Annotated in this window: 23 protein-coding genes and 1 pseudogene; all 24 read left to right on the top strand. The window is 35.6% G+C overall.

All coding sequences use genetic code 11. From position 1 onward, the window contains the following. Position 1: 1 nt before the first annotated feature. The 24 genes and pseudogenes from ACNI3T_RS09100 to ACNI3T_RS09215 all read left to right on the top strand — a co-directional run bounded on the left by ACNI3T_RS09100 (position 2) and on the right by ACNI3T_RS09215 (position 26496). Positions 2-985, top strand: coding sequence for a GDP-L-fucose synthase family protein (locus ACNI3T_RS09100; protein ID WP_418227523.1), 984 nt, complete (start codon positions 2-4; stop codon positions 983-985). Position 986: 1 nt separating this feature from the next. Next, on the top strand, positions 987-2267 hold the full coding sequence (locus ACNI3T_RS09105; protein WP_418227524.1) for a nucleotide sugar dehydrogenase: 1281 nt from the start codon (positions 987-989) through the stop codon (positions 2265-2267). A gap of 97 nt (positions 2268-2364) precedes the next feature. Continuing rightward, the gene (locus ACNI3T_RS09110) at positions 2365-3804 is read left to right on the top strand and encodes a UDP-glucose 6-dehydrogenase (RefSeq protein WP_418227525.1); all 1440 of its coding nucleotides are present in this window, start codon (positions 2365-2367) and stop codon (positions 3802-3804) included. Between the two features lie 34 nt (positions 3805-3838). Beyond that, positions 3839-4882, top strand: a complete 1044-nt coding sequence (gene rfbB / locus ACNI3T_RS09115; RefSeq protein WP_418227879.1) for a dTDP-glucose 4,6-dehydratase — start codon at positions 3839-3841, stop codon at positions 4880-4882. 47 nt (positions 4883-4929) lie between these two features. Beyond that, the gene (rfbA, locus tag ACNI3T_RS09120) at positions 4930-5805 is read left to right on the top strand and encodes a glucose-1-phosphate thymidylyltransferase RfbA (RefSeq protein ID WP_418227526.1); all 876 of its coding nucleotides are present in this window, start codon (positions 4930-4932) and stop codon (positions 5803-5805) included. Between the two features lie 103 nt (positions 5806-5908). Then, positions 5909-6949, top strand: coding sequence for an NAD-dependent epimerase/dehydratase family protein (locus ACNI3T_RS09125; protein ID WP_418227527.1), 1041 nt, complete (start codon positions 5909-5911; stop codon positions 6947-6949). 54 nt (positions 6950-7003) lie between these two features. Next, complete coding sequence (locus ACNI3T_RS09130) at positions 7004-9124, top strand: oligosaccharide flippase family protein (RefSeq protein WP_418227528.1); 2121 nt, start codon at positions 7004-7006, stop codon at positions 9122-9124. After that, positions 9121-10272, top strand: a complete 1152-nt coding sequence (locus ACNI3T_RS09135) for a glycosyltransferase family 4 protein (protein ID WP_418227529.1) — start codon at positions 9121-9123, stop codon at positions 10270-10272. The genes ACNI3T_RS09130 and ACNI3T_RS09135 overlap by 4 nt, the downstream gene beginning before the upstream one ends. Further along, positions 10269-11123, top strand: a complete 855-nt coding sequence (locus ACNI3T_RS09140) for a glycosyltransferase family 2 protein (protein ID WP_418227530.1) — start codon at positions 10269-10271, stop codon at positions 11121-11123. The genes ACNI3T_RS09135 and ACNI3T_RS09140 overlap by 4 nt, the downstream gene beginning before the upstream one ends. 591 nt (positions 11124-11714) lie before the next feature. Then, a pseudogene (locus ACNI3T_RS09145) lies at positions 11715-11864 on the top strand (DapH/DapD/GlmU-related protein); the annotation flags it as partial. A 5-nt stretch (positions 11865-11869) separates the two neighbouring features. Continuing rightward, positions 11870-12826: a glycosyltransferase family 2 protein gene (locus tag ACNI3T_RS09150; RefSeq protein ID WP_418227531.1), complete on the top strand. Its 957-nt coding sequence runs from the start codon at positions 11870-11872 to the stop codon at positions 12824-12826. A gap of 121 nt (positions 12827-12947) precedes the next feature. After that, complete coding sequence (locus ACNI3T_RS09155) at positions 12948-14009, top strand: glycosyltransferase (protein ID WP_418227532.1); 1062 nt, start codon at positions 12948-12950, stop codon at positions 14007-14009. Positions 14010-14015: 6 nt separating this feature from the next. After that, on the top strand, positions 14016-15104 hold the full coding sequence (locus ACNI3T_RS09160) for a DegT/DnrJ/EryC1/StrS family aminotransferase (protein ID WP_418227533.1): 1089 nt from the start codon (positions 14016-14018) through the stop codon (positions 15102-15104). Between the two features lies 1 nt (position 15105). Beyond that, positions 15106-15729 carry an acetyltransferase gene (locus tag ACNI3T_RS09165; protein WP_418227534.1) on the top strand — a complete coding sequence of 208 codons (624 nt, stop codon included), beginning with the start codon at positions 15106-15108 and terminating at the stop codon, positions 15727-15729. Beyond that, on the top strand, positions 15726-16877 hold the full coding sequence (locus ACNI3T_RS09170; protein WP_418227535.1) for a TDP-N-acetylfucosamine:lipid II N-acetylfucosaminyltransferase family protein: 1152 nt from the start codon (positions 15726-15728) through the stop codon (positions 16875-16877). Before ACNI3T_RS09165 ends, ACNI3T_RS09170 begins: the two co-directional genes overlap by 4 nt. Positions 16878-16946: 69 nt before the next feature. Beyond that, complete coding sequence (locus ACNI3T_RS09175; RefSeq protein ID WP_418227536.1) at positions 16947-18056, top strand: glycosyltransferase family protein; 1110 nt, start codon at positions 16947-16949, stop codon at positions 18054-18056. Next, complete coding sequence (locus tag ACNI3T_RS09180) at positions 18056-19114, top strand: CgeB family protein (protein WP_418227537.1); 1059 nt, start codon at positions 18056-18058, stop codon at positions 19112-19114. Before ACNI3T_RS09175 ends, ACNI3T_RS09180 begins: the two co-directional genes overlap by 1 nt. Positions 19115-19546: 432 nt before the next feature. Further along, the gene (locus tag ACNI3T_RS09185) at positions 19547-20371 is read left to right on the top strand and encodes a hypothetical protein (RefSeq protein ID WP_418227538.1); all 825 of its coding nucleotides are present in this window, start codon (positions 19547-19549) and stop codon (positions 20369-20371) included. Continuing rightward, entirely contained in the window at positions 20359-21348 is a 990-nt protein-coding gene (locus ACNI3T_RS09190) for a glycosyltransferase family 4 protein (protein ID WP_418227539.1), read from the top strand. The genes ACNI3T_RS09185 and ACNI3T_RS09190 overlap by 13 nt, the downstream gene beginning before the upstream one ends. After that, positions 21341-22489: a glycosyltransferase family 4 protein gene (locus tag ACNI3T_RS09195; RefSeq protein ID WP_418227540.1), complete on the top strand. Its 1149-nt coding sequence runs from the start codon at positions 21341-21343 to the stop codon at positions 22487-22489. Before ACNI3T_RS09190 ends, ACNI3T_RS09195 begins: the two co-directional genes overlap by 8 nt. 132 nt (positions 22490-22621) lie before the next feature. Continuing rightward, complete coding sequence (locus tag ACNI3T_RS09200; protein ID WP_418227541.1) at positions 22622-23596, top strand: UDP-glucuronic acid decarboxylase family protein; 975 nt, start codon at positions 22622-22624, stop codon at positions 23594-23596. Positions 23597-23830: 234 nt separating this feature from the next. Beyond that, positions 23831-24403: a WcaF family extracellular polysaccharide biosynthesis acetyltransferase gene (locus ACNI3T_RS09205; protein ID WP_418227542.1), complete on the top strand. Its 573-nt coding sequence runs from the start codon at positions 23831-23833 to the stop codon at positions 24401-24403. Positions 24404-24502: 99 nt separating this feature from the next. Continuing rightward, positions 24503-25246 carry a glycosyltransferase family 2 protein gene (locus tag ACNI3T_RS09210; protein WP_418227543.1) on the top strand — a complete coding sequence of 248 codons (744 nt, stop codon included), beginning with the start codon at positions 24503-24505 and terminating at the stop codon, positions 25244-25246. 65 nt (positions 25247-25311) lie between these two features. Next, complete coding sequence (locus tag ACNI3T_RS09215; RefSeq protein ID WP_418227544.1) at positions 25312-26496, top strand: MraY family glycosyltransferase; 1185 nt, start codon at positions 25312-25314, stop codon at positions 26494-26496. Positions 26497-26592 lie beyond the last annotated feature (96 nt).

The following is a 26592-nucleotide window of genomic DNA, read 5'->3' on the forward strand; positions in this document are numbered from 1 at the left end:
TATAGCCGGTCACCGTGGAATGGTGGGATCAGCGATCTGGAGAAAACTGGAGGCTGAAGGATATACAAATCTTATCGGTAAAACTTCTTCGGAACTGGATCTTCGTAACCAGGCAGCTGTGGCTGAATTTTTTGAAACTGAAAAACCGGAAGTAGTCATCGATGCGGCAGCGAGAGTAGGCGGTATTATGGCTAATAGTAAATATCCTTATCAGTTCTTGATGGAGAATATGCAGATTCAGAATAACCTTATCGACTTCTCTCATAAAACGGATGTTCAGAAATTTATATTCTTAGGGAGCTCTTGTATTTATCCAAAGCATGCTCCACAGCCATTAAAGGAAGAATATTTACTAACCGATAGCCTGGAGCCGACCAATGAATGGTATGCTATTGCTAAAATTGCCGGGGTTAAAGCCTGCGAAGCGATTAGGAAACAGTTTGGAAAAGATTATGTAAGTCTAATGCCTACCAATCTTTACGGTACTCATGATAATTTCGATTTAAAAACCTCACATGTATTACCTGCGATGATTCGCAAATTCCATGACGCAAAGATGAATGATAATGCGCCTGCCTGCGGTGAGCTTGACGAAACCCGTGATGAGCCTGTCGATGCCAGTAGTAAGCCTGTCGAACTATGGGGAAGCGGATCACCAATGCGGGAATTCCTTTTTGTAGATGATTTAGCAGATGCTGTTTGCTTTGCTTTAGAAAACAAACTACCAGAGAATCTTTATAATATTGGTACAGGAGAGGATCTTACCATAAATGAGCTCGCTGAATTGATCCAAAGAATAGTTGGTCATACCGGAAAGATCATCTGGGATACCTCAAAACCTGATGGTACTCCGCGTAAACTTATGGACGTTGAAAAATTAAAAAACGAAGGCTGGGAAGCCACTACTTCTTTGGAAGAGGGAATTAAAAAAACCTATGACTGGTTCTTAAACAACCAGCAAAAATTTAAAGAAGTCAAAATATAATATGAATAAAATAAAAATTGCAGTTATTGGCCTTGGTTACGTTGGACTTCCCTTAGCGCGATTATTTGCAACCAGGTATTCCGTTGTAGGTTTTGATATTAATCGATCAAGGATCGCTGAATTGAGAAGCGGTGTCGATTCAACTTTGGAAGTGGAACCAGAACTTCTAGAAGCATGTTTAGTTCCGCAAGCTACCAAAGAAGCTGGATTGTTTTGCACTGCTAATTTAGAGGACTTAAGTGAATGTAATCATTACATTATTACCGTTCCTACACCAATTGATAAAAATAACCGCCCCGATCTTACGCCACTTTACAAAAGCAGTGAAAGTGTAGCTAAAGTTTTAAAAAAAGGAGACATTGTTATTTATGAATCCACCGTTTACCCCGGAGTGACCGAAGACGAATGTGTGCCGGTTTTAGAAAGAGTAAGCGGACTAAAATTCAACGAGGATTTCTTCGTAGGATATTCACCGGAAAGGATTAATCCGGGTGATAAAGAACATACAGTTGAAAAAATTTTGAAAGTGACTGCTGGTTCAACCCCTGAAGTTGGAAAAAAAGTTGATAAGTTATATAAAAGTGTAATAACTGCAGGCACCCATTTAGCGCCTACTATTAAAGTGGCAGAAGCTGCAAAGGTAATTGAAAACTCACAACGTGATATCAATATAGCTTTTGTAAATGAACTCGCTAAGATCTTTAATATAATGAATATAGATACTAGCGATGTATTGGCCGCTGCGGGTACCAAATGGAACTTTTTACCTTTTAAACCTGGACTTGTAGGAGGTCATTGTATTGGAGTAGATCCTTATTACCTGGCGCAAAAAGCTCAGGAAATTGGTTACCATCCGGATATCATCCTTGCTGGAAGGCGTATGAATGATTCTATGGGTCAATATGCAGCTGCTGAAGTTATTAAGTTGATGCTTAAAAATGATTTGAAGGTTAAAGGAGCTAACATTTTATTGTTAGGAATTACCTTTAAGGAAAATTGTCCAGATGTAAGAAATACCAAAGTGGTAGATGTGATAAGACACCTGGGAGAGTATCAAACGAATGTCACTATTTATGACCCTTTAGCAAACCCGGCTGAAGTAAAGCATGAGTATAATCTTGACACCGTGAAAGAATTGCATGCGGCAAAATTTGATGCAATTGTTCTGGCTGTGGCTCATAAGGAATTTCTTCTACTGGATCTTGAAGAATTAAAGAGTGAAAAATCAATAGTTTACGATGTTAAAGGCATCCTTGGAGACAAAGCTGACGCTAAACTATAATATATAAATCCGCGTAATCCGCTTAAATCGATGGAATCCGCAATTTAAAAAAATCCGCGTAATCCGCCCAAATCAGTGGAATCCGCGTCATAATAAAATGAAGAACATAAAAAATATTTGTTGTATAGGTGCAGGCTATGTAGGAGGACCTACTATGTCTGTGATCGCCCAGAAATGTCCCGAGATCAACGTTACTGTTGTTGACCTGAACGAAAAAAGAATCGCAGCCTGGAATGATGACAACCTGGATAACCTTCCCATCTACGAACCGGGACTGGCTGAGGTGGTAGAAGAAGCAAGAGGAAGAAACCTTTTCTTTTCTACTGAAGTGGATGCTGCCATAGATAAAGCTGAAATGATCTTTATTTCGGTAAATACGCCTACAAAAACTTACGGAATAGGAAAAGGAATGGCTGCCGACTTAAAATATATTGAGCTTTGTGCGCGGCAAATCGCCAGGGTATCTACTACAGATAAGATCATTGTAGAAAAATCTACTTTACCAGTCCGCACTGCGGAAGCTTTAAAAAGTATCCTGGTAAATACAGGGAATGGGGTGAATTTTCAAATTCTTTCCAATCCTGAATTCCTTGCGGAAGGAACGGCAGTGGAAGATCTCCAAAATGCCGACAGGGTTTTAATTGGAGGTGATATTGATACAACTGAAGGAACTGAAGCTGTACAGGCTTTGGTAGATATTTATGCGCACTGGCTTCCAGAAGAAAGAATACTGATCACCAATGTGTGGTCATCTGAACTTTCGAAATTAACCGCCAATGCGTTTCTTGCACAAAGAGTATCCAGCATAAACGCCATGAGCGAACTTTGTGAGAAGACCGGCGCCGATGTGAATGAAGTAGCCCGGGCTATTGGTATGGATTCCAGGATAGGTCCGAAATTCCTAAAATCTTCGGTAGGTTTTGGAGGAAGCTGTTTCCAAAAAGATATCCTTAACTTGGTGTACATCGCCAAATCCCTTAGCCTGGATGAAGTAGCCGATTACTGGGAACAGGTGATCATCATGAACGATCATCAGAAAAGAAGGTTCGCGGCCAATATTGTCAAGACCTTGTTTAATACTGTTTCTGGAAAAAAAATAGCTCTTTTAGGCTGGGCATTTAAAAAAGATACTAACGATACCCGGGAATCTGCCGCTATATATGTAGCCGATTACCTTCTGAATGAACAGGCAGAGATCGTGGTGTACGATCCCAAAGTAACCGAAGAACAGATGTATGCCGACCTGGATTATTTAGGAACAAGAACAGAAGAAGAAAATCGTAAGCTACTAAAAGTAGTAAGCGATCCTTACCAAGCTTGCGAAGATGCCCATGCCATCGCCGTATTAACCGAGTGGGATGAATTTAAAACCTATGACTGGGAAAAAATTTACGAGCGTATGCTAAAACCTGCTTTTGTTTTTGATGGGAGGAATTTGCTCAATTTACATGAACTTACAAAAATAGGCTTTAAGCTTAGCAGTATAGGAAAACCTATAGTTGAAGAAGCAAGAAAAGAACCCGTACTGGCTGTATAACAGGTTTAAAAGGATTTAAAATTTTATGAAGTATATCAAAAAAATATTAGTTACAGGTGGTGCAGGGTTCATAGGATCTCACGTGCTTCGCCTGTTTGTAAACAAATACCCGGAATATCATATTTTCAACCTTGATGCCCTAACCTATGCAGGTAACCTGGAGAATTTAAAAGATATTCAGGATGCTCCGAACTATACTTTCTTAAAAGCAGATATTACTAATGCAGAACAAATAGATGAACTTTTTGGCAAGCATCAGTTTGATAGGGTGATTCACCTGGCTGCGGAGTCTCATGTAGACAGGTCTATTACAGATCCTATGGCTTTCGTGAAGACTAATGTAATGGGGACAGTAAACCTCCTGACTGCCGCAAAAGAGCATTGGAAAGATATTAACGGGAAACTATTTTACCATGTAAGTACCGATGAAGTATATGGTAGTTTAGGAGAAGAAGGCTTATTTACCGAAACCACGGCCTACGATCCAAATTCTCCATACTCTGCCAGTAAAGCAAGTTCAGATCATTTTGTGAGATCGTATGGAGAGACTTATAAGCTTCCTTATGTCATAAGCAACTGCTCCAACAATTACGGGCCTAATCATTTTCCGGAAAAACTAATTCCTCTGTTCATAAATAATATTATAAATAATAAATCCCTACCCGTTTACGGGGATGGGAATTATACCAGAGACTGGCTTTTTGTTAAAGATCATGCGGCCGCAATAGATTTGGTATTTCATAAAGGCAGCAATAATGAAACCTATAACATAGGCGGCTTTAATGAATGGAAAAACATAGACCTGGTAAAACTTCTTTGTCAACAAATGGACCAGAAGTTAGGTCGAAATGAAGGAGAAAGTGAAAAGCTGATCACTTACGTTAAAGACCGTCCGGGTCATGATCTACGGTATGCGATTGATGCAACCAAACTAAACAAGGAACTAGGCTGGAAACCCAGCGTAACTTTTGAAGAAGGACTATCTAAAACGATCGATTGGTATCTTGAAAATGAGGAGTGGCTTAAAAATGTCACTTCTGGAAGCTACCAGCAATACTACAATAAACAGTATAATTAAAAAGAATCCGTGGAATCGTTTTTAGAATCCGCGAAATCCGTATTTACATGAAAGGTATTATCCTCGCCGGCGGCTCCGGCACCCGTTTATATCCAATTACAAAAGGAGTATCCAAGCAGCTCCTGAGTATTTACGATAAACCTATGATCTATTATCCGCTATCAGTTTTGATGCTTGCGGGAATTAGAGAAGTGCTAATTATTTCCACCCCTAATGACCTTCCTCAATTCAAGATGTTACTGGGAGACGGTTCAGATCTTGGAATGAGATTCGAATATAAAGAACAACCAAGTCCGGACGGACTCGCACAGGCCTTTATCATTGGAGAAAAATTCATAGGCAGTGATGATGTTTGCCTGGTACTGGGAGATAATATTTTCTATGGGCAGGGACTAACCGGAATGCTGAAACAGTCACGGTTGAACGTAGAAGCAGTAGGGAAAGCTACTGTTTTTGGTTACTATGTCAACGACCCGGAAAGGTATGGAGTTGCCGAATTTGACAAGAACGGAAATGTCATTAGCATCGAAGAAAAACCTAAACAGCCAAAAAGCAATTATGCCGTTGCAGGATTGTATTTCTATCCCAACTCTGTTGTGAAAATTGCAAAAAATGTGAAGCCCAGTCATAGAGGAGAACTGGAAATTACTTCTGTAAACGAGGATTATTTAAAACAAGGGAATTTAAAAGTAGAACTAATGGGCCGTGGTTACGCCTGGTTGGATACCGGCACCCATGAATCTATGCTTGAGGCTTCTAATTTTATACACACTATAGAAAAAAGACAAGGGTTGAAAGTAGCCTGCCTTGAGGAAATTGCTTTTGATAAAAAATATATTAACAGAAAACAATTGGAGGATCTGGCTTTACCACTTAAAAAGAACGGCTATGGTCAATACCTTTTAAAAAAATTAGAGCAGTAGTAATTTTACTTCAAAATCTTAGAAGACGGTATAGCTAAAAGAATATAGCTGCTTATAAAATGGAGAACGCGCAACACTATTACGAAATTATAACGACTATTCTATGAAGATATTAGTCACAGGTTCTGCAGGATTTATTGGCTTTCATTTATGTAGAAGGCTGGTCGAGGATGGCAATGAAGTAGTAGGCTTAGATAATATCAATGATTATTATGATGTAAACCTAAAGTTTGCTCGTCTAGAACAGTTGGGTATTTCCCAAGAAGAGGCAGATTTATGGAATAATTGGACTACTTCCATCATATATGGAAATAATTTCCGCTTTATTCGAATGGATCTTGGGGATAGAAAAAATTTACCGGAAGTCTTAAAAAAGGAATCCTTTGATACTGTGGTCAATTTAGCAGCACAGGCCGGAGTAAGGTATAGCATCGAAAATCCATCAGCATATATGGATAGCAATATTGCAGGATTTTTGAATTTATTAGAATCCATGAGGTACTCGGGAACCAAAAATTTGGTTTATGCCAGTAGTTCAAGTGTATACGGAAAAAATGATAAGGTTCCGTTTTCAACAGATGATAATGTAGACAATCCCATCAGTCTTTATGCTGCTTCAAAAAAAAGTAATGAACTCATGGCGCATACCTACAGTCACCTATTTGGTATAAAAACTATTGGTTTACGTTTTTTTACTGTCTATGGTCCCTGGGGTAGACCCGATATGGCAATGTTTTTATTTACTGATGCTATTATTAATAACAAACCAATTAAGGTGTTTAATTCAGGAAATTTATCCCGAGACTTTACCTATATAGATGACATAATTGAGGGGATTCTTGCTACCATACTTAAGGTGGGTACTACTGAGACTTCTAACTATGAACTATTTAATATTGGAAATAGCAAACCTGAAAAATTGATGGATTTCATTTCTGAAATTGAAAAAGCCTTGGACAAAAATGCCTCGAAAGATTTTCTACCAATGCAACCTGGTGATGTAGAGAAAACCTGGGCTGATATTTCAGATTTTCGAAAACGGTACGATTACGATCCCCAAACCAGCATTAAAAAAGGGATAAACGAATTCGTGAAATGGTATGTTAAATACTACAAAAAGGAGTCAGCGCTGCTAAATGACTAAAGATCTTAAGATACAAGGTTATAGGCCTTTAATTATTAAAATTACCTGCTTCTTTTGAGAGATCTTAAAAGTACTACCCTTAATGCAGCAACCTGGAACTTTTCTAAGTTACTGGTAGGCCAATTGAGAACCTTTATTGTTTCTACCATCCTGGCAAGATTACTTATGCCAGAAGATTTTGGTCTTTTAGGAATGGCTATGGTATTTGCAAGTTTAACCGATTCGTTTGTTGATTTTGGCTTTGGTAACGCTGTAATTCAAAAGCAACGGGTGAACCGGGTACAGCTTTCAACGGTATTTTGGATCAACATGTTGATGGCGCTTGTTCTAGGTGTTTTGATGTATATAAGTGCTCCATTAATAGCTTCTTACTTTGAGATGCCAAAGCTCGAAGCCATTACCAGATTAATGTCACTAACTTTTTTAATAAAAGGTTTAACAACATTGCAAAATGCTCTTCTTAGAAAAAACCTTGACTATAAAACTCCGTTTAAAGTAGAAGTATCAGCAGGAATACTTTCAGGTGCTTTGGGGATTTATTTAGCTTACACAGGTTTTGGAGTATATAGCCTGATCTATTCCCAAATATTGGGATGGACCATCGGTACTATATTAATCTGGTATTTTTCAGTTTGGAAACCTTCATTTTTGTTCGATATCAAACAGATCAAGGGATTATGGTCATTTGGTTACAAATATTCTCTAAGTATTTTTATTGATTCTATCTTTTCGAGAATGGACACTCTGGTTATAGGTAAAGTTTTTTCAGCCTCAGTATTAGGTCTTTTTTATAAAGCACAATCCTTAAATAAGCTTGTAGTTCAATATGCCTTTTCCTCTTTTTCAGGCGTACTTTTCCCCTCTTTGTCCAAAATGGCTCAAGATGAAGAGAGACTCCGGGCGGCCATGATAAGAATCTTAAACCTGGTTTGTTTTACAACATTTTTATTTTCAGGCCTAATGTTCATAAATGCAGAGTCTATTATAGTTTTACTACTGACTGAAAAATGGATTGGAAGTGTACCTATTTTTAAGATCTTAGCCGTTTTTTCATTCATTTTTACAATACCAACAATTTTGAGCAACCCGGTTCTGAGCATTGGTAAATCGGGCGCTATTCTTAAAGTTGAAGTTTTTAAAAAATTATTATATCTCTTGGCTATACCTGTAGCAATCTACTATGGGCTTTTTGCGTATATATCTTCTACAATAATTGCCGCAATGGTCGGAATTACTTTTAACCTATTCCTGGTGAAGAAATTTTTTAATTTTAGATATTTCGATTTTTATAAAACTTTTTTAATTTATTTCGTGCCGTTTCTGATAATTATTGGGATAGACATTTTCACTCCGTCTTTTATAGATAACCTCATTCTCCGGATCATCTTCAAATCGATTGTCTTTATTCTAATATTTTTTACAACTAATGTGATTCTTAAAACTTCAGGTTTTATTGAATTTCTTGATATTTTAAAACCTTTAGTTATTAAAATTCAGAATATCAGAAAAAAAGTGATGCAGACGATAACAACTAAAGTTTTGAGAAGATTAAAACTACATCTAAAAAGTTTTGGCAACTATTTCTATAGAAAATACGCTAAACAAAATCTTAGAAATTCTGAATTTACACTTATTTCTAACAACTGTTATGCCGGGCATCTTTACGAAACTATTAACCGTCCCTATAATACTCCAACTGTAGGTCTCTATTTTTTTGCAGAAGACTATATTAAATTCATAGAAGACATCGATAAATATCTTAATGAGGAATTAAATTTTATCAACTCCAGTCGATTTCAGGAATCTTATCAGGAACATAAAAAGAAAAAGTATCCAATCGGTCTTCTTTCCAATAATCTTGAAATCCATTTCTTGCATTACAAAAATGAAGAAGAGGCAAAAGAAAAATGGAACAGACGAAAAAAAAGAGTTCTCTCAGACAAAATACTTGTTGTAATGAATGATCAAAATAGATTTCATGATGATCTAATGGAAAGATTTGATAATGTTAATTTTCCCAAAATTTTCTTTTCAGCTCGACCAAGGAAAGGTGAAAATGTAAAGGTTATAAAATATTATTACGGTAAAGATCATGTTGGAGATATGTACAATGATAAATTGAAGATTTTTCAAGAGTTTAATTTTATATCTTGGGTTAAATCTTTCTCGAGATGAATTTTGTCTTTATACTTCCCGATAAGGATGCTGGAGTTGCATCTGTAATTAGAAATTTAACCAGGTACAGATCTTCAAAATTCTATACTAAAGTGATTTTATTGCACAATCATCTGGAAGATCCTGCTAGAAGAATAAATGGGGAGTTTAACGTAGATGAAACCATAAGATTAAGTTACGATGGAAAATGGTCCTCAAGATTTGGGGTATTAAAAAATATAAAAGACCATCTGAATGAAAAATCAATAATTATTTCAAATGATGGGGGACTTGACTTGGAAGTGGTAAAGTACTTCAAATTGGAAATTCCTGTTGTTTACATAATGCACGGCGACTATAGACATTATTACAATGTAATCAGGGAAAAAGGAGATTTAATAAGTTCATTTATTACGGTAAGTGATTACTTGAAGGATCAGGTTTTAGCACTACAAAATAACAATCCAAGTAAGTCACGATTTAAGCTTTCTAGTATAAAATTCCCTGTTCCTGATATTAAGAAAAGTGTAAAAATTAAAAGCAAGGAATTAAGACTGGCTTTTGTGGGATCTCTAATTGAGGCCAAAGGAGTTTTGAAATTAAAAATTATTACAGAACTACTGGATAAAAGAAATATTAATTATCATCTCAATATAATTGGATCAGGCCCGGAAAAAGGAAAATTAAGAACACTTTTTCATAAAAATGATAAAGTAACTTTAGTTGGCAAATTGTCGAATGAAGAAGTAATAAAAAGACATGAAAAACACGATATCTTATTACTTCCTTCAAGTGGGGAGGGACTGCCGGTCGTGGTGGTAGAAGCAATGAAATGTGGAGTAGTACCAATGGCAACTTCATTAAAAAGTGGTATCCCCGAACTCATTGAACATAAAGTAAACGGTTATACGGTTGATCTAAACCATCCAAATCAATATGCAGATTATATTGAGGAACTTTCTAAAGAAAGAGAAAAACTGTCTGAAATGAGTGCAATCTGTAAAAAGAAGGCAAATCAAATGTTCAATCCCTGGAATCAAACACAAGCTTACGAAAATTGTATCGCTGCAACTTTGCCAGTTAAAGGAAATATCACAACCCTTGAAAAAATATTGGGGTTATTTCCATTGGCTTTGGAAAATCGTCTAAAAAAGATAATCTTTATATGAAAAGCTTAAATAATCCATTAGTCTCTGTATTGATGACGGTGTATAATCGGGAGAAATATATTGAACAAGCTATAAAAAGCGTTTTAGCTTCCACATATACAAATTTCGAATTAATAATTGTCGACGATAGATCTACTGATAATTCATTAAAAATTGCTCAACAATTTGAGAAAGAGGATCAGCGTATAAAAGTTTTTCAAAATGAACAAAATTTAGGAGACTATCCCAACCGAAACCAAGCCGCTTCTTATGCAACAGGTAAATATTTAAAGTATGTCGATGCAGATGATATGATCTATCCCTATGGTTTAGAACAACTTGTATATTATATGGAGAAATTTCCAGACGCAGGTTATGGGCTTTGTTCATTAGATCAAGATAAGCATAGCATTTATCCAATTCAATTATCTTCTAAAGAAGCATACCAATGGAATTATTTTAAGAGTTCTATTTTTCATAAAGCACCTCTGTCTTCTATTATAAAAAAAGATGCTTTTTCTGACGTAGGCGGATTTTCAAAAGTGCGGCACTATGGCGATTTTGAATTCTGGCACAAAATCTCCCTTAAGTACCCTGTAGTACTAATGCCCCATGGCATGGTTTGGTATCGAACCTCCGAAGGGCAAGAAGCATCTATTCGAAAGAAAAACACGATGAATCAGGTTAAAACTTTGAATGTTTCAAGACATTATGTAGCAAAATTCAATTTTTACAAAAACTCAAAGCAACAAGAAGTTTTAAATTATAAACATCTAAAGTCTTATCAGCGCTACTTAATGCAGCAATTCAAGAGATTCAACTTTAAGGATATATTTATGTCTTATAAGGTGTTTCATGCCAAAGAATTTTAATTTATGCTTTACCTAATTTGGAAAATCATACTGCTGTTTTTTAAAAGAATTGTCTACCATACTTACTGGTTTTATAATCTTTCTAGAGCAAAAATTTCGAAAAATTTAAGTATTCAATTTCCAGTAATTTTTGAGGGTGCTGGTAAATTGGAAATTGGAAATTCAGGGAGGTTAGATAGAGCGATATTCAAAATATCCAGAAATTCTGAGGTTGAAATCGCTGATTCTTGTAATTTGAGTAGGAATTCAGAAATAATTGTCACTAATAACTCGGTGATGAAAATTGGTGATAAATTTTCTCTTGGTGAATTTTCAAAGATGTATGCAAGCAATAAGTGGATAATTGAGGAAAATGTAACCTTCCAAACATACTGTTCTATATTTCCTCGTGAAAAGAATCACCATGGAAGAATAAAAATTGGCAAAGGAACTAACATAGGAGATTTTACAATAATGGATGTATGTCATGACATCGTCATTGGCCAGGAAGTGGCAATCGGTCCAAATTGTACCTTATATACTCACGATCATGATTATGCTGAAGAAAATAAACCCGCGTGGAAGGGACCTATTAAAACTTCACCTATAATAATAGAAAATGGAGCCTGGATTGGAGCAGGAGTAATAATTCTCCCAGGTGTGAAAATAGGAGAAAAGGCAGTTATTGCAGCCGGGTCAGTTGTAACAAAAGATGTTGAGACGCGTTCTTTAGTAGGTGGTATACCTGCAAAATTAATTAAGTTTATATGAGTTTGCCATTAGTTTCGGTATTAATACCAAATTTTAATTCTAATTTTTTAGTTGAAACTCTGCAATCGGTTTTGGATCAAACTTATGAAAATTTAGAAATCATAATAGTAGATGATGGTTCCACTAATAATAGTCTATCAGATATAAACTATCTGAAATCGAAAAAAATAAAAGTATTTTCTCAAACTAATAAAGGTGCCTGTGCTGCTAGAAACTATGCTTTTTCGGTCTGCACAGGAGATTATATTCAATATTTAGATGCCGATGATATACTATCTCTTAATAAAATTGAGATTCAGGTAGAAATGCTTAAAAAAAGTTCTCGGGATGCTATAGCATCTTGCTCGTGGGTAAAATTTAAGGATTCACCTAAAAACACTGAGTTTCAAAATTTCGAAATAAATAAGGACTATTCAGATCCAGTAAATTGGCTAATCGATTCCTGGAGTGGTAAAGGAGTGGGGCAAACTTCTATATGGCTAACCCCACGCCATATTATAGAAAAGGCAGGAGAATGGACTGAAGGCCTAAGCATTAATCAGGATGGTGAATTTTTTTCAAGAGTATTAATCAATGCATCTCAAATTAAATATTGTGAAAGTGCCAATGTTTATTACCGTTCAGGAAATCCTGAGAGTGTTAGTCAATCAAACAATAAAAATAAATTAAAAGCAGAAGCTCTTTTATCCTCTTACATGCTTTATGAAAAGAATATTCCTGAGTATTTGAAGAATGAGGAGGTTAAAAAAGCTCTCGCGAACAATTACATAAGTTTTATTTACCATTTTCATCCTCAATACCCTGAGTTGTTGTCATTGGCTAAAAATAAATTTCATGCTTTAGGTTTCTCGAAAATGTGGCCTCAGGGAGGGAAAACCTTTAAAAAAATAGCAAATGGAATTGGCTTCGAAAAAGCTCTAACTCTACGTGATAAAATAAAATTTTTAAATTAAGAAAGCTAGCAGAATATTATAGATAGCGGGTTATTTTAATTCCACTCAACACTTTACTAAAAATTTTAAAATGATAAATTTCGCGGTTATAGAACCTTCAGGAAATCTTTATGGATCTGAAATGGTTCTTTTAGATATCCTTACGAATATAGATAGAAAGAAATATTCTTTTACAGTATTTCTACCGAAAAACTCTTCTTTTTCCTCTCTACTTGAAGATAATGGTATTGCGTATGAGGAAACTTTAGAGCCTGCCTCAAATGGCTACTTGTCTAAATTATTAGCTTATTATCATACTACTAAAAGAATAAATTCTGGCAAGTTTGACTTAATTTTTATCAACCAGGCAGGTGTTTTGAGACCTATAAGTATATTGAATAATTTAATTAGTAAAAAACCCATCCTTTGTGAAGTTTCTACTTTAGAAGATGCGTATTGGGTAAATAGTCTTTCGACTAGAATCACTAATAGAGTTAAAAGTTTTATTAGTAATTCAGCTTTTATTGAAGATAAGCTAACAATAGAAAATTCTAAAAAAAGTACTCTTTATTATGGCTACCAACCTAAAGATCTAAAAAAGGTTGAGAAGAAGCAATCAAAGAATCCATTTAATATTATCCTGTTAGGTAGAATAAGTAAATCTAAGGGACATTTCCTACTAATAGAAGCTGCAAAAAACTTAAAAGACTATCCGTTTAAGTTTTATATAGTTGGAAATGCTCCTTCCGCAGAGATAGAAAAGGATTTTATTAATCGAATTGAAAAGGCAGATCTTCAATCTATGTTTGTACTACGCGGATTTCAAACAAATATTCAAAAAGAGCTGGAGAATATGCATATGATGGTTATTCCAAGTATCCAGGAACCATTCGGCAGAATTTTTTGTGAAGCTGCGGAAGCCGGTATTCCTTCTTTAGTTTCCAACAGTGGTGGATTAGGAGAGCTTTCAAAACATTTTGGGCTTGGGCAGCGATTTACCGCTGAAGATGCTAACGATCTATCCGATAAGTTGATTATGATGTATAACACTTATGAGAGCATCACCGGCGAGTATAAAGACAGAGCTGAAATAATGTTACAACGATTAAAAATGGAATCTTACATAGATAAGATGGAGCAACTTTTAAAAAGTACCGCTCATGGGAAAGAGGTTAGTATTAATTGGTTTGGAGATAATAATTAATAAGATATGATAAACGTAACAGAACCCTTTTTACCTCCTAAAGAGGAATATATCTCTTTTGTCAATGAAATATGGAATCGGAATTGGTTAACCAATAACGGCCCCTTGGTAAATGAGTTAGAGCTTCAGTTAAAAGACTATTTGAATCTTGATCATTTACTCTTTGTCACAAATGGCACAATTGCCTTGCAATTGGGAATTAAAGCACTTGGTTTACAAGGTGAAATAATTACTACCCCTTTTTCTTATGTAGCTACAACTTCCTCAATTGTTTGGGAGAATTGTAAGCCTGTATTCGTTGATATCGATAAAGACACTCTCAACCTTGATCCATTTCTGATCGAAAATGCTATAACGGAAAACACATCAGCCATATTAGCAACCCATGTTTACGGCAACCCTTGCGATGTGGAAGCTATTGAAGCAATAAGCAGAAAACACAATTTAAAAGTAATTTACGATGGCGCGCATAGCTTTGGTTCTGAGTATAACAAAAAATCTATTTTTGAATGGGGTGACATCAGCACTTGCAGCTTTCATGCTACTAAGTTATTCCACACGATTGAAGGAGGTTCAGTTATTACCAAAGATCCTGCGGTGCTAAAAAAACTTTCCTTTCTTCGCAACTTCGGTCATAATGGACCAACAATTTTTGAAGGAGTAGGAATAAACGGTAAAAACAGTGAATTTCACGCTGCAATGGGTTTAACTAATATTAAATATATTGATCAAATACTACAGAAACGTAAAGTAGATTCAGAGTATTACGACCATTTACTACTGGAAAAATTAAAAGTAAGAAGACCAAAAATAACTGAAGGCACAACAGTTTATAACCATTCTTATTATCCAATAATCTTTGAAAGTGAAGAGCTCCTTCTAAGAGCGGTAGACGAATTAGAAAAAAACAGAATAACTCCCAGGCGCTATTTCTACCCGTCTCTAACGGAATTAAATTACGTTGAAAAACGGGAAACACCAATTACCGATGATATTTCTAAAAGAGTTCTCTGTTTACCCCTATACTATAGTATTACAAAAGCTGAAATAGATATGATAGTAAGATTCATACTTAGATCACAAAAATATTTCTAAAATGCTTATACTTGGTGCAAAAGGTCATGCGAAGGAAATACTCTTGGTTTTAATTAATTTAGGATATGGAAAGGATTCCATGATGTTTTATGATGATGTAAGTCCTGACCTACCAGAAAAAATATATTCAGAGTATTCGCTTATACGTAATAGAACAGAAGCTTTAGAATATTTAACTTCTGTAAATCCCGCTTTCTGTCTTGGCACAGGTAATCCTTATGTTAGACTTAAATTGGCAAATTTTTTCAAAAGTAAAGGAAAGCTTACGTCAATAATTTCTAAATCTTCGATTTTAGGAACTTACGAGGTTTTTCTTGGAGATGGATTGAATATTATGGAGCATTGTTTCATAAGTAATGAAGTCTCAATTGGTGAAGGGACTCTCATCAATGCAGGCGCACAAATTCATCATGAGGTGAAAATTGGTAGATTTTGTGAAGTCGGTCCTGGTGCCAAAGTTTTAGGTCGGTCCTTAATAGGCAATTTAGTGTCAATAGGCGCAAATGCTACTATTCTACCTGACGTAAATATTAATGATGAGGCGGTAATAGGTGCAGGTGCTGTCGTAACAAGAAATGTAGCTTCAGGGACTACTGTCGTTGGAGTTCCAGCAAAAAATATATGAAAACGGAAAAACTATTACATATAGTTGATGACGAAAAATTTATTGATTTAGCCATCAAACAATTTGAAAAAGTTGCTCCCGGTGCTAATCTTTTCGCAGTCTTAGTAAACAGCAGTAGCCATGAACTTCAATATATTAATCAAAAGGGAAAAGTAAAACTTATCTGGGATTTAGAGAAACAGTTGAACTTATATAATTACGACGCAATATTCATACATTACATGACTGAAGAAAAATGTAAAATAATTAATGCTGCACCACTGAATCTTCCTGTGATCTGGTTATTCTGGGGGCAAGATGCCCAGAAATTATTTATGGACAGGAGTTATAAGGAGAAAACCCGGAAACTTATAAAAGATTTACTAGGGTGGAATGAATATCTATATCCCTATACAAATTGGATCAGACGATTATTTCTACCTTATAAAGAGAGGGGCCGAGCAATGAAGAGGATTAACTTTTGTGCCCCGGTCATATCCAATGAACTGGAATTGATGAATGACCGCCTTTCATTAAACCTAGAATTTATTGATTTTTCTTATGGTTCTCTAGATGACTTCGTTACCGAAGCTATCAGAGATTTAGAAATTTCGGGTCCTAATATTTTAGTGGGAAACAGTAGTACTGCTGCATGCAATCATATTGAATCATTTGATTTTATTAAAGAAAATCTTGACTGGAAACACAGAAAAATAATTGTTCCCTTAAGCTATGGAAGTAAAGATTACAGGAATGAGATATTAAAAATAGGTCAGGAATATTTTGGAGAAAATTTTATGCCCTTAACCGACTTTTTGCCTATTCAAAAATATAATGAATTTCTCGGTAGTTGTTCTCTTGCCATAATGAATCATAACAGGCAACAGGCTTTGGGTAACATCATTGGCTTGCTATGGTTAGGAACAAAAATTATTATGGATAAAAACAATCCATTATTTCAATTTTTAACCTCAAAGGGTTTTATAATTCAATCGGTTCAGGCACTGGCATCAGATAGAATAGATTCACATTCCGGTTCTTTAGGTATAAAGAAACGGAACCATAATAGAAAACTTTTGCAGCTTTACTATAGTGACGAAGTCGTACTAGAAAAAACAAAAAAATTAGTCGATGCCTTTGTTGTATGCGAGACCGCGTTTTCCCAATAGGTCAAAGAAAAGAAGGCTGGCTGTAATTCTACTGGAAATTTGTTTACCGTCATTTAAAACTACGTGCCCATGATCAAATTAACAGTTATACATTATTACCCAATTGAATATTATCCACCTGTTATTAATTTCCTTAATACTGTGGCTTCCGTGGAAAGTAAGATCCATACACATGTCTATACTACTCATAACAAGAAAAATCGAAAAGTTTATGATCTTGAAAAGATTGAGATAAAACGTTATGACGCTCCTGAACCAAAACAAACTGTGCTTAAGAAAAGTATTTTATATGCTGTTTATTTTTTAAAAACTTTATACGGGCTTATTAAAACCCGGCCCCATGCGATTTTCTATTACGAATCTATTTCCTCATGGCCTGTATATGTCTATTCTAGGCTCGTCAACCGTAAGTGCAAGATTTTTATTCATTATCATGAATATGCTTCTTCAGAATGGTATGAAAATTACATGAAAATAGTAAAGTATTTTCATAAATTAGAAAAGAGACAATTATACCCGCACGCAGATTGGATAAGTCAGACGAATTCGAATCGGCTTGATTTATTTTCCAAGGATCACCCTGGCGTTTCTCCAAACAAATTGCAGATTTTGCCAAACTATCCACCAAAGAACTGGCAAAGACAAAACGAAAACAAAACTGAGTTTCAAAGAAAAAAAATCGTATATATAGGTTCTTTAGCGTTTGAGTCTACCTATATAAGAGAACTGTGTGACTGGATAGTTTCTCAAGAGAAATACTCTCTAGATATATATTCATATAATTTACACAATGATGTAAAGCAATACTTTAAACAACTAAAAAGTGAAAAAGTCACGTTCCACGAAGGGGGAATAGAGTATGAAGAGGTACCAAACATTCTTAGTAATTATGGAATAGGTGTAATATTACATAAAGCTTTCAATGAAAATTATAAGTACAACGCAACTAATAAATTATTTGAATATCTCGCTTGTAACCTTAACATTTGGTTTCCAGAGGAACTGGAAGGCTGTTGGGAATATATTACTGAAGAAACTATTCCCCAGGTAACGAAAGTGGATTTTCTTAATATTTCTTCTACCGAATTAAACTCCCTGTCAGAAAAGAATCTTCCTTACCAAGCCAAACAATACTGGTTTGAAGATGCTTATTCCACCATATTGGAAAAAATACAATAATGAAAATTTTATATATAGGTCAATACAGTAAGGGAACCACGAGTCACATGAGGGCGGAAGAGATAAAAAAGATATTATCACCAGATCATTTTTATGTTATTGACACCCATTTTCCATTCTATAATACACCCAGAATCTGGAGAACTTTGGGTTTTAGATATAAAAGAGGTCCTTTAGTATCAAATACTAACCGATATTGCTTAACAGAATTGGAGGAAATGGAAACTTCTGCCAAGTTTGATTTAGTTTGGGTGGATAAAGGTATTTTTTTGACACCTAACTTGATGAAAAATTTAAAAGCCAGGAGTAAAAAGATTATTCATTACACTCCCGATATGGCTTTCTACGAAAATAAATCTGTTCATTTTAAGAAATCAATACCTTTTTATGACTTTTTGATTACAACAAAAAGAGCTGAAATTCCCGTATACACGGAGCATATTCCTAAAGAAAAGATTATTTTAACAACTCAAGGGTTTTCAAAAGATGTTCATTATTCAAAGCTGCCTTTTGAGAAAAAAGATAATTCTGTTGCCTTTATAGGATTAGCCGAAAAGTCGCGTTTTGAAATTATTGAACTTCTTTTGCAGAATAATATTAAAGTAAGAGTGGCGGGAATGGGATGGAATAAATTCGCTAATAAACATAAAGAAAATCCCAATCTTGATTATGTCGGTTCTGGTATTTTCAGCCACGAATACTCAGAATTTCTTTCTTCCTCGAAGTTTGCTCTTGGCCTTTTATCAAAAAATTTTCCGGAATTCCATACAACACGTACATTCGAAATACCTGCTTGTGGTACAGCATTATTAACTGAAAAAAATATAGAAACATCATCTTTTTTTTCTGAAGATGAAGCCATTTTCTATTCTTCGCCAGATGAGCTGGTAGAGAAAATTCAATTTTATCTCCAGAACGAGAAACAGCTGGAAACATTAATTCAGAAAGGACTTGATCGAGTGCATAATGATGCTAGAGATTACGAGAGCTTATTGAGCCAGATTTTACAACGAGCACTGCCTCCTCTAGGAATAAAAAACCATAAAGAAAATAATTAATCTATGAATTTTTGGAGTATTTTTGGCATCGGAATTCTTCTGGTTGTTTTTTGGAAATTTTTCCAGGAACTGGGGAGGAGTTTCCCCGTTCTAGAATTTCTCCTTCTTATTGCCGGTTTACAATGGATCGTAGGGCCAATTAACAGTTATGGTTCATCCGTTCAACATTACAAATATTATATGTATGTAGATGAGATGACCTATATGTCTTACGTCGTACCTGCGTACCTGTTTTTTGCAATTGCAGTATTTAGCCGAAAGAAAATCAAATTTCAGTTTGATGAAATTAATATTGAGAATTTGACTGTTTATGGTAAACCCATATTGTTTCTTGGAGTAATAGCCGATATAGGTGGATTTTTTGCTCCCCCTTCCCTGGCTTTTTTCCTGTTTCTGCTTGCTCAGTTCAAGTTTATAGGAGCAGGACTTTTATTGTTTTCTCCTTCCCGGAAGGATCGCATTATTTTTTATGCCGCTATAGGTTATTTATTTATGCGTTCACTTGACAGCGCTTTGTTTCATGACTTTTTACTATGGGGAGCATTCTTTTTTATGTTATGGGCTTTAAAATATAAACCTGATTTTAAGAAAAAGATGGTGATTTTTCTAAGCGCATTTCTATTAATTACCGGCATTCAAATTGTTAAAGGTGCATTTAGGCAACAGGTATGGAATGGATATCAGGGAAATAAGTTGAGTTTATTCATGAATGTTTTGAGCGAAGAACTAAATACCTCAGATCTTTCTTCAGATGCCGAACAGCAAGAATTAAATGTGCGTTTGAATCAAGGGTGGATCATTTCGGCTATTATAAAAGAAGTGCCGGAAGATCAACCATATGCCGATGGAGAAACTGTAAAGGAGGCAATTTCCGCCAGTCTTTTACCGCGTTTTCTTGCACCTGGAAAAACAATTGCCGGAGGTAGGGAAAATTTTCAAAAATATACAGGTATCGAATTGGGGAAAAACACTTCTATGGGAATGAGTATGATAGGTGAGGCTTATGCCAATTTTGGTGGTTATGGTGGAATAGCTTTTATGCTGGGTTGGGGATTTCTTCTTGTTCTTTATTGGAATAAGTTGTTAGACTTTAGTAAGAATCATCCACTATTAATTTTCTTTATTCCATTACTATTCTTGCAGGTAGTTAAAGCAGAAACCGAATTAGTAGTTGTCCTAAATCATTTGGTAAAGGCCAGTATAGTAGTTTTCCTTTTCTTTTGGTTTGCAAAAAAAACTCTTAAATGGGAAATATAACGCTCATTTTCAGAAAAAGACTTCCGCAATTCAATAGTATTGAAGGAGTTTTTGCAAGTATTTACAATCATCTGGAGAAAAGCTTATCAATAAAAAAACTAGAAGTCCCTTTTGATGGGGCACATCCAAAAAGTATTTTATCAAACCTCAAATATGTAAAAAAATCTAAGGGAGATATTAATCATATTACCGGTCATATAAATTATGTGGCCTTAGTCCTCGCCAAGAAATCCATTCTAACTATTCATGATCTGGAATCCGCATTTTACGGGAGCTTTTCTCACCGATTGTTTATTAAAATATTCTGGTTCTGGCTGCCTGCTCTAATGGTGAGCAAAATAACAGTAATATCAAATTTTTCTAAAGGTCAGGTAATAGGATTGATTCCATTTGCTAAAAAGAAAATAAAAGTTATTTATAATCCTGTCAACAGTTTATTAGAATACTCTCCAAAAAGTTTTAACCAAAAGAACCCCTTAATTCTTCATCTTGGCACAAAAACAAATAAAAACCTGGAAAGGACAATTAAAGCTCTCAATGGGCTAAAATGTACTCTATTAATTATTGGAGAGTTAACAGAGCTGCATGTGCAATTACTAAAACAAAATAAAATAAATTTCCGGAACAAGCAGTTTCTTCCTTTTAGCGAGATCAAGGCTGCTTATGAAGAATGTGACGTGCTCAGCTTCGTTTCCCTCTATGAAGGTTTTGGAATGCCGGTAATTGAAGCTCAGGCAGTAGGCCGTCCAGTACTTTCATCAAATGTAACTGCTATTCCTGAAGTTGCCGGAAATGGAGCTCTTTTAGTTGATCCTACAGATGTTACCGCAATCAGAGCAGGCATAATGAAGATTATTGAAGATGATCAATTCCGTACCAAATTGATCAACCGGGGGCGGGAAAATGTAAAGAGATTTCACATCGAAAATATTGCAGCTCAATACAAGGAGTTGTATAAAGAAGTAGCCAATGCCTAACCAAAAGAAAAGAATTCTTGTCTTTATTGATTGGTTTTTACCTGGCACGAATTCAGGTGGCCCGGTACGTTCAGTAGCGAATTTAGTGGATCATCTAGGAGAGGAATTCGAATTTCTAATTGTCACGAGGGACACCGATTATTGTGAAGAAAAGCCTTATAATGGGATTGAAGCAAATAAGTGGACCACTTTAGGTGAAAATTGTAAGGTATTCTATCTCTCAGAAAATAATATAAATGTAAAATACCTCAAGCAGCTCATTTCAAACACGGAATTTAAACTGGCCTATGTTAATGGAATCTATTCCAGATTTTTTTCCATTGTTCCGGTTCGAATTTTAAAGAGCTTGAATAAACCTGTAGTGGTTGCAGCCAGAGGAATGCTCAATCCACAGGCATTTTCTGTAAAGCCGTTAAAGAAAAAGATCTTTATAGAAGCAGCTAAGCTTGCAGGACTGCATAGCAAAACTATTTTTCATGCAACCAATGAAGAGGAAAAAGAATGTATCCATAAGATCTTTCCTTATTCAAAAGGGATATTGGTAGCACCAAACCTGCCAAGAAAAACAGAGGAAGGTGCAATCCCAATACGTGAAAAAACGAGCACAACAAAATTAATTTCAGTAGCACGGGTGGCCAAAGAAAAAGGAACTCTTACAGCATTAAAGGCGCTGTTTAAATCTCATTCTTCAGAAAACATCATATATGATATTTATGGTCCCATTTACGATCAAAAGTATTGGCAGGAATGTAAAGAGCTGATCCGGAGATTGCCTGATAATATCCAGGTGAACTATAAAGGTAGTATAGAGAGTGAAGAGGTGCCGGGAATTATGAAGGATTACCATTTTTTCCTGATGCCTTCAGAAGGTGAGAATTTCGGCCATGGGATCTTAGAGGCATTAACTGCTGCCTGCCCTGTGATAATTTCAGATAAAACACCCTGGACTAAATTGAGGAAACAAAAGATTGGTTGGGATTGCTCTTTGGATTCTGGAGACTTAGTCCCGGCTATAGAAAAAGCTGTATCAATGGATCAAAAAGAATATGATAAATGGTCCAAGGCCTCTTTTGAGTTTGCAAAAGAATATTGTAATGATCCTAAAGCCATAGAGGCAAGCAGAAGGCTATTTGAGCTGTAAGCTCTATACTGTAAGCTTAAAGTCTAAAGCTGTTGCGGAAAAGAAACAATTTTGTGTAGCTGCGTCCAAAGGAAAAAAATATTATAATAAATAGCTTGAGCCTAAAGCTTAAAGCATATAGTCAGAAAAGCCATGATAAAAATATTAATTACCGGCGGTGCTGGTTTTGTCGGTTCACACTTATGTAAAAGATTATTAGATGAAGGTAACGAAATCATCTGCCTGGATAATTATTTTACTGGGAGTAAAAAAAATGTTATCGAATTACTCGATAACCCTTACTTTGAATTGGTGCGACATGACATTACCGAACCTTATTATGCTGAAGTAGATGAGATCTATAATCTGGCCTGTCCCGCCTCTCCGGTACATTACCAGTATAACCCTATCAAGACGATCAAAACTTCAGTAATGGGAGCCATAAACACTCTTGGTCTTGCTAAACGGGTTAAAGCGAAGATCTTGCAGGCCAGTACCAGTGAAGTCTATGGAGATCCTGCCGTTCATCCACAGCCGGAATCTTATTGGGGAAATGTAAATCCAATTGGAACCAGGTCTTGTTATGATGAAGGCAAGCGTTGCGCAGAAACCTTGTTTATGGATTATTATCTGCAAAACCAGGTAAAAATTAAGATCATCAGGATCTTTAATACGTATGGCCCTAATATGAATCCGGAAGATGGGCGTGTAGTGTCCAATTTTATCGTTCAGGCTTTAAAAGGTGAGGATATTACCATTTTTGGAGACGGTACTCAAACCAGAAGTTTTCAATATGTAGATGATTTGGTGGAGGGAATGATTAGAATGATGAATAGTAGGGATGGTTTTATAGGTCCGGTAAACCTGGGTAATCCGGGAGAATTCACCATGATCGAGTTAGCAGAAAAAATCATAGAACTCACAGGTTCTTCTTCAAAGCTTATTCACTTAGAGCTTCCTAAAGATGATCCTACGCAAAGAAGACCGGTTATAGACCTGGCGAAAAAGGAATTAAATGGCTGGGAACCTAAGGTTCATTTAGAAGAGGGATTAGTGAAGACAATTTCTTATTTTGAGAAACTTCTAAGAAACAATGAGGTACAAAAAGGAAGCTTCATTCCCAATTAGGATGATACTATATGTTCTTTTTTGCATCGCCCAAAAAATAACCAAAAAAGTCTAGGCTTATGAAAGCTTTGCTGAATTTTTCACTTGAAGCTTAAATTTTAGGAACTTGCTTCCAAAAGTAATGAAAGCAGAAAAATCCGTTTAGCCCAAACAACCTAAAATTTTACGGCTTCTTTAAATCAAATTCTACGCAAAACTTTCAATAGGCCATTTTAAATTACGGTTAATAACAAAGTGAAAACAGATCTTTCTAAATACAATAATAGCTGGTACCAACCCGGTGGGAGACTAAAGATTCTGCTCTGGTATTTGACTAACGTACTCTTTTTTCAGAATTCCTTAAATCCTTCTTCAGAGTTAAAAGTGGCATTATTAAAGTTATTTGGAGCTAAAATAGGTGAAGGAGTCGTGATAAAGCCAGGGGTAAATATTAAATATCCCTGGAAACTGGAAATTGGGAACCACACATGGATAGGAGAGAAAGTCTGGATAGATAATTTAGGCGAAGTGAAGATTGGTAGTAATGTTTGTATTTCCCAGGGAGCTATGTTGCTTTGCGGGAACCACAACTATAAAAAACTAACTTTCGATCTGATAGTACAGAATATTACACTGGAAGATGGGGTATGGATCGGAGCGCAGTCTGTGGTTTGTCCCGGGGTAATTTGTAAGAGTCATAGCATTCTTTCTGTGAGTTCAGTGGCTAACAAAAATCTGGAGGCTTATAAAGTTTATCAGGGGAATCCTGCTGTTAAGGTTAGACCCCGAATAGTGGATGAGATTGCTACATCGGCTAATGCCTCTTAGTAATGGTACAAGGTATCAGAGATAGGATTAAGGACTTAACTTAGTCTGATAATTTTAAAATTACAGTAAAACTCTCAACAAAGACAGATAACAAATAAAGTGAAAGTTACAATCATCACCGCAACCTATAACAGCGCAGATAATATTTTTACTGCAATGAAATCTATCGCTACCCAATCCTATCTGAATATAGAATGGGTGGTGATCGATGGCGGTTCCAGCGATAACACTCTAAAACTAATCAAGGAAAATTACGGCAGGGAACTAAAAATAATATCAGAAAAAGATCAGGGCATTTATGATGCTCTAAATAAAGGGGTTGCTCTTGCGAGTGGTGATATTATTGGTTTTGTACATTCCGATGATTTTTTAGCTTCACCAGAAATAATTTCTGAAATGGTTCAGAAGTTTAAGAATGAAAAGGTAGATGGTGTTTATGGTGATCTGGAATATGTTAGCAAAACAGATGTTAACAAGAGAATTAGATTCTGGAAAAGTGAGCAGTTTTTCTCGAAGTTGTTAAGAAAAGGCTGGATGCCGGCCCATCCCACCCTGTTTCTAAGATCTGAGGTTTATGAAAAACACGGAAACTTCGATTTGAAATATCGCATTGCTGCAGACTATGATTTTATTCTGAGGGTATTTTCAGATTCAAGCTTAAGCTTTAAGTATATACCAGAAGTTCTTATGAAAATGAGAGTGGGTGGGGCAAGTAACCGAAGTCTTAAAAACATCAAGCTAAAATCCATGGAAGATCTCAGGGCGTTAAGGACTAATAAAATTACCAATCCTTACAGCGTTCTTCTCCAAAAGAACTTATCAAAGATTTCCCAGTTTTTTTAGAAATACATTTAAACCTTTCTTCCCTACAGGTTCAGGTTAATTACTAACCAGAAAACTTTACACCAATGAATATTTTAGATCAGGAGGTCATCCTCGAACTTTTCAAAAGCTATTACGGTTTTTTTACGGCAGGTACTTTCCTGCTTGCCTTTATCCTTACCTGGTATTTTATTCCTAAAGTACTTTGGGTAACTAAAGAAAAACAATTGGTAAAGGAAATCAATCATCGCAGTTCTCATCAAATAGAAGTACCTTCCTTTGGAGGAGTAGCCTTTTTTCTGGTGCTAATACTTATCATAAGTATTCTGCAAAGCCTGCGTATCACCTATACCGGGAATCATCTTATTATAGGTCTCACTTTTCTATTTATGGCGGGATTAAAGGATGATTTGGTGGTTTCTTCGGCCAGATTAAAATTCGTGAGCCAGGTGTTTGCGGCTGGATTTATTATTTTTTCACCGGAGTTGGAGTTAACTAATTTGCATGGATTTTTAGGGATTACTGAAATACCTTATTGGTTGGGTTATATTCTAAAATTATTTGTGGTAATCGCATTGATTAATGCGTATAATCTTATAGATGGCATTGATGGTCTGGCGGGAATAGCCGGGATCGTAATATGTACTTCCTTTGCCGTGATGTTCTACCTTATCTCAGAACCATATTTTGTTCTAATAAGTGTTACCGTAGTTGGCTTACTTGCGGCATTTTTGCGCTACAATTTTTCAGGGGGTCATCGCAAAATTTTTATGGGTGACGGAGGATCTTTAACAATCGGATTTTTAATTGCTTTTCTTGCTCTAAAATTATTAGTAAGAGATAACTCTGCTACATTACTGGAAGAGGGTTTTATGCCAGAAAATCGTGTATTATTTCTTATCGCTATTTTATTTCTACCTGTTTATGATACTGGAAGAGTCATCCTTATAAGACTTTCCCAGGGAAATACTCCTTTTGAAGCTGATAGAAATCATCTACATCATGTTTTATTAGATAATAAATTAAGTCATAAGGAAGCCAGTGTATTGCTTGGTTTTATTAATGTTCTAATTATCGGGTTGTTTATGATGCTTAGTAAGATTATCAGCAGTATTTATCTGAGTCTCATTATGCTGGTTCTATTCGTGGTAATAGCATTAGTATTCGAATACCTTCGGAAAAATCGCAAGTATCGGGTGCTTTCAACACGATTGACGAAGAAAGGTATTAAAGTACAGATTCGCGGGCTCATCCGGAATATGAACTTCTAAGCACCTGAGGTGATACTTCTGTCCAATATTGGATTACTAAAATTAAGTTAAAATTTAACTGACAATTAAATCTCAACCTATTATTTTTGCGGCGTA

Source organism: Christiangramia qingdaonensis, from assembly GCF_048381525.1.
Lineage (GTDB): Bacteria > Bacteroidota > Bacteroidia > Flavobacteriales > Flavobacteriaceae > Christiangramia.